The organism is Colwellia sp. C1TZA3 (assembly GCF_007954265.1).
Taxonomy (GTDB): domain Bacteria; phylum Pseudomonadota; class Gammaproteobacteria; order Enterobacterales; family Alteromonadaceae; genus Cognaticolwellia.
On record NZ_VOLS01000102.1, the window covers coordinates 1 to 5520 of the forward strand.

Consider the following 5520-nt stretch of genomic DNA (forward strand, 5'->3'; position numbering starts at 1 on the left):
AGGAACTAAAACAACTTTATAAGGAATTAGAATCCAAGGTGCAATGAAGAGAATTAAACACCCTGTCAGCATAATATGTAGATTTTTAAAACTCGATTTCATGACGCATACTCCTTTTGCTTATAACAGCTTATTATGGAGACTTCTCAGTAATGTCCGCCCCATAAAACTTATCTAATTCACATTAATATCCCATAGTTTCAGTGCTTTATAAACTACAAATATTTTATTTTTGTTATATCTTGGATATTACTGAGAAGTCTTAGTAATACCCAATAAATAATTAAAAACAATTACCTATAATATCAGAAGGTTACAGGTGAAGTAGATGAGCTTCGGATTATTACTGAGACTTCTCAGTAACATGACATGATTTATTCATTAGAAAATATATTGCAAAAATTTACAACCTAATGTCAGCAATGCGCACAAAGTGATCATTAATATTTAGATGATGACCGACCGCAATGGTGGCAAAGCTGACTATTAATTGTGATAAATCAATATCAATATCAAAATTAAGACCGCTTTGTGTTAATAGTGAACATAATAGGTTAATCTCATTTGTTGACCCGATCCTCATTATTATTTGAATCTAAAGTAAAAAACATGCGAGAGTGCGGCTATAAGCACACACTCGCAAAGACATTTTTAAGCGCTATACTTTCTCAATAGAAACGGCGATTGATTTATAGGTAGGTGTGCCACAATGATCCGCGGTGCTTTCTAACGGTACTAGCGGATTAGTTTCTGGATAGTATGCCGCTGCACAGCCTGCTGGAATAGTATATTCAACCACTTTAAAATCAGTGATCGTACGTACTATATTGTCACTTGATGCGGTAGTTATTTTTACTTTGTCACCATTTTTTAATTGTTGTTTTGCCATATCGTCTGCATTAACGAAAATCACTCGGCGTTCGCCATATATGCCGCGATAGCGATCGTCCATACCATAAATTGAGGTATTGTATTGGTCGTGTGAACGCAGTGTTTGTAAGGTTAAAATAGGCTTGTCAGTAAACGCTTCGGCAACTTCATGGGCTAATTTTTCAGGTAATTGGGTATCTGAAAACGTGGCTTTTTCTGTACTTGTTTTCCATTGCCGCTGCGCGGCCTTATTGTCTAAATGAAAGCCTCTACCTACTTTAATACGCTGATTATAATCATGAAAATCTGGCAACACTTTACTAATGTCTGCTCTAATTAAGCCGTAGTCGTTCATTAAACTTGTCCAGTCAACGACGCTATCACCCACTGCAGCCATCGCCATTGAAGCTACAATGGCGGTTTCTGAACGTAAATGTTCGGAGGCAGGTTCATTTTGCCCCGTTGAGCTATGTACCATGCTCATTGAGTCTTCTACGGTAATGCATTGTTCGCCACCTTCTTGGCGGTCAATTTCAGTACGGCCTAAACAGGGAAGGATTAAGGCCTGTTTACCGGTAATAACATGGCTGCGATTGAGCTTAGTGCTAATTTGCACAGTTAAATCACATTGCTGTAATGCCTGATAAGTTCTTGTGGTATCTGGTGTTGCGGCGGCAAAGTTGCCCCCTAAGGCTATAAATACTTTTGCTTTACCTGCGAGCATAGTATGTAAGGAATCAACCGTGTTTAGCCCATGGTCGCGTGGGGTTTTAAAAGCATAATGGTTATCTAAAGCGTCGAGAAACTCCATAGGTGGCTGTTCGTTAATGCCAACTGTGCGATTGCCTTGTACATTAGAATGACCGCGTACAGGGCAAGCGCCAGCGCCAGGTTTACCCATATTGCCTCTAAGCAAGAGCACATTAATAAGCTCTTGAATGGTGGTTACTGAGTGCTTGTGTTGGGTGATGCCCATGGCCCAAGTAAAAATAACCTTTTTCTTGCTGGCATAAACATCGGTAATTTGCTCAATGTCTTGTCGACTTAGTCCACATTGGCTGATTATTTTTTCCCATGACGTTGCCTCAACACTGCGTTGATATGCTTCAATGCCATGACAATGTTCAGCAATAAAAGCGCTATCTAGTACAGTTTCGTCTTGTTTAAATCGTTCAAGTAATGATTTAGCGACGCCACGTAGAATAGCCATATCGCCACCTAATCGCGGCGTGAAGTAATGTTGACTAATATTAGTGCCGGTGAAAAGGATCATTTCTTTTGGGCTTTGAGGATCTAAGAATTGTTGTAAGCCACGTTCTTGCAAGTTATTAATGCTAACAATGGTAGCGCCTCGCTTACTCGCTTTTCTTAAGGTGCCTAGCATGCGTGGGTGATTAGTACCGGGGTTTTGGCCAAAAACGAAGATGGCATCAGCTTCATCGAAGTCGGCCATTGTTACTGTGCCTTTGCTAGTGCCTAAGCTGCTAGTCATGGCGATGCCAGAAGCTTCATGACACATATTAGAACAGTCGGGAAAGTTATTAGTGCCTAATACTCGACCAAATAATTGATACATATAAGCTGCTTCATTGCTGGCTCGGCCCGAGGTATATAACAATGCTTCATTTGGTGAGGGCAACTGCTGTAATTTGTCAGCGATAATTTTAAAGGCGTCATCCCAACTTATGGCTTGGTAGTGGTCACTTTCACCATCAAAAAACATCGGTTGAGTTAAGCGGCCACTCTTTTCTAGGGAATGATCATCCCATTGTTGTAATTCGGTTATTGAATGTTGCTTAAAAAAATCAGGGTTAACTCTTTTACTGGTTGCTTCCCACGCAATAGCTTTTACACCATTTTCACAAAAATCTACTTTACCTGCGGTGTCAGAATCACCCCACGCACAACCGGGACAGTCAAAACCACCTGGCTGATTGGCGCGTAATAAGGCTTTTACATTTTTGGCGGCATCTTCACTTTGGATTAAATGTTTAGCCGAGCTTTTAAGTGCTCCCCAGCCACCTGCGGGTGGTGAGTATGCAGGCGAGTTTTTTGTAGGTTTTGACATGTAAATTCTCTATTAAGGGGAAGTTTCAACTGACTATGATAAAAGTAAAACGGGTTTAACCCAGTTTTCTCTGCTGAACTGACCGCTAATTGTTAGGGTGAGTGAGTGTTACTGATGTATTTAATAATATACGAGCGGTTTTAGCAATAAGTTCATGGCTACAACACTCAGTTAATAAGACAATGCCATAGGTTTTAGCTGATTTTTTTGTGCAGTTTTTTGGGTTAAATTTTTGTTAAGCCAAGTTAAGCCAAGTTAAGCCAAGTTATGCTTAGTTATTAAACCATGTGTCTAGCTTAAAAATTTGGCTAATAATATTTTTGGTTTGAGTCACTTTTTAATTATTTAATCACTAAGTATTTAAGGTTGCATTTAAGCCTGCATTTAGTCTTCTACTAAGTTACAGCAAAACTCGCCAAAAAAACACATGCATTGTTATCGTTGGCATTGGCTTATTTCGTTAAGATAAAAGTGAGCTATTTTACTGCTGCCTTTGACAATAACTTGTTATTTAGCTGCACGATATTTTAATAGAACTGCTATGATTGCAGGTGTTTTAGCACGAAAGTAAAGGCTTGGTTAAATTGTTGCTTATGCCGCGGCTCTGCAAGAAAATTTGCTAGTTTTACATTAGCTCAAATCAACGAATAAGCTGGCATATGGTCAGCTTTTTATCAGGTAAAGTCGGCAACAATTGCTTTAATTTTTAGAAGTAATATCAAGGAATATATTGTGCGCCAAACGTTTATATCATTGTTTTCTCTGTTTCTAAGTTGTTTTATCTTATTGTTAGGTATTGGCTTAATTAATGTTTTATTGCCAGTAAGAATGAATTTAGACGGACTGAGCACTGAATCAATTGGTATTGTTTTATCATTATATTATGTCGGTTTGTTAATAGGCGCACTTTACAGCACGAGTTTGATCCAAAGAGCAGGGCATATTCGAATGTTTGCTGGCTGTGTTTCGTTGGGCGCAGTGAGTATTTTAGTTTGTAGTCTCTACTCCGAAGCCATGCTTTGGGGCGCAATGCGTATAGTAATGGGGTTTTGTATCGCTTGCGCGTTTACAGCGATGGAGAGCTGGCTTAGTGACAGTTCAAGCAAGGAAACGCGTGGTCAAGTATTAGCCATTTACAATGCTGTTGTTTTAGCTGGACTTTTTGGCGGGCAGTTTTTTATCAATGTGGCCAACCCTCAAGACAATATGCTTTTTGTTATCGCTGGCATTTTAATGTGTATAGCGATTATTCCTGTAGTACTTAGTCGCCATTTTGGGCCAGTGGTTGAAGAATTTAGTTCGATGTCTCTGCGCTTGTTATATAAACGCTCACCGCTTGGCGTAGTAAGTTGTTTTATATCCGGCATACTTTATTCTGCTGTTTTTAGTTTATTACCTGTGTTTGCAAAAACCTTTGATATTACCGGCTTTCAACTTTCACTTTATATGGGGGCAGCTATATTTGGCGCCTTTATTTTACAGTTCCCCGTTGGGTTTTTATCAGATCGTTTCGATCGGCGTACCGTCTTGTTTGTGCTGTTGCTTATTTCTGCCAGTGCGGGGATTGCGGTAACTATATTAGCGCCATTGGGGATCACATGGGCGGTATTTTTAGCGACGGCTATTACTTGTGGCATCATTGCTTGTACTTATCCATTAAGTATTACCGAAGCACTGGATAAACTACGTCAAAGTGAGATAGTTGCGGCTATGTCATCAATGATTTTAGCCTTTGCGTTAGGTGGGGTTTTAGGGCCTTACTCTGCGTCACTTGTGATGGATAAATTTGGTGGCGGTGCATTATTTTATTTCCTAGCCTTTATTCAGTTATTATTAGCATGTTTTGTTATCTTTCGAATGACGGTGCGTCAGGCATTACCGATAGAAGAACAAGAGCAGTTTGTTATGCAAGGGTCGGTAATATCTTCTGCTGTTGAACTTGATCCCCGTACCGAGTATCACGAATCTCAATACCGGCCTTGTGCTGAAGTAGAAACAACACTGATGGTGGCAGAAACAGACCCCGTACTTGCGGTGGCATTGTCTTTAGCGGTGGCAAAAGTCAATGCTGAGCGCGGTATAGAAGTGGCCGAAGCACTAGCAATATTACCTAATATAAATGTGTTAAATATGTTTCAAGCGATGAGTCATATTTTACCTGAACATATAGCTGAATTAACCTTAGCTTTAGTGACGCTTAAACCTGAGCTTGGTAGCCAAATTGCAAAACTAACACCGCCTACTGAATTGTAAATTTATGTCAAAATAGCCGAGGCTACCTGAAAAAATACAGATAAAAATAACATGTATTGGCTATATCATTAATATAAACAAGTGAAAATTGCGCTTAATTTAAGCGGTTAATGAGTAATACCAATTACATTAATTAACCACTCAAATTTAGCCAGTCTCTAAAGCATATATCTTTCACCCTTTTTATATCACTTATGAAGCTGTTCCATGCATTACTACAAGATTCAACAATATCGTCATAATCCTTAAAACATTTATTCGCTAACTCATTCTGTCTTAACCACTGCCATACCTGTTCAATTGGATTTAATTCAGGTGAATAAGCGGGT

At 39.3% G+C, this 5520-nt stretch carries 3 protein-coding genes; 1 reads left to right on the forward strand and 2 read right to left on the reverse strand.

All coding sequences use genetic code 11. The features are described from left to right. Positions 1 to 658: 658 nt before the first annotated feature. Positions 659 to 2938, reverse strand: a complete 2280-nt coding sequence (locus tag ESZ39_RS16980) for an FdhF/YdeP family oxidoreductase (RefSeq protein ID WP_146881109.1) — start codon at positions 2936 to 2938, stop codon at positions 659 to 661. Positions 2939 to 3670: 732 nt separating this feature from the next. Between ESZ39_RS16980 and ESZ39_RS16985 the strand changes: the two genes are divergently transcribed. After that, positions 3671 to 5191 (forward strand): MFS transporter, encoded by a 1521-nt coding sequence (locus ESZ39_RS16985; RefSeq protein ID WP_146881110.1) that lies wholly within the window; start codon positions 3671 to 3673, stop codon positions 5189 to 5191. A gap of 133 nt (positions 5192 to 5324) precedes the next feature. On the opposite strand, the gene ESZ39_RS16990 is transcribed toward ESZ39_RS16985, so the two are convergent. Beyond that, a partial coding sequence (locus tag ESZ39_RS16990) for a transposase (RefSeq protein ID WP_191321720.1) occupies positions 5325 to 5520 on the reverse strand: 196 nt, incomplete at its 5' end.

Coding starts and splice junctions, on each gene's coding strand:
- ESZ39_RS16980 (WP_146881109.1), bottom strand. CDS start 2,938: ATGTCAAAACCTACAAAAAACTCGCCTGCATACTCACCACCCGCAGGT.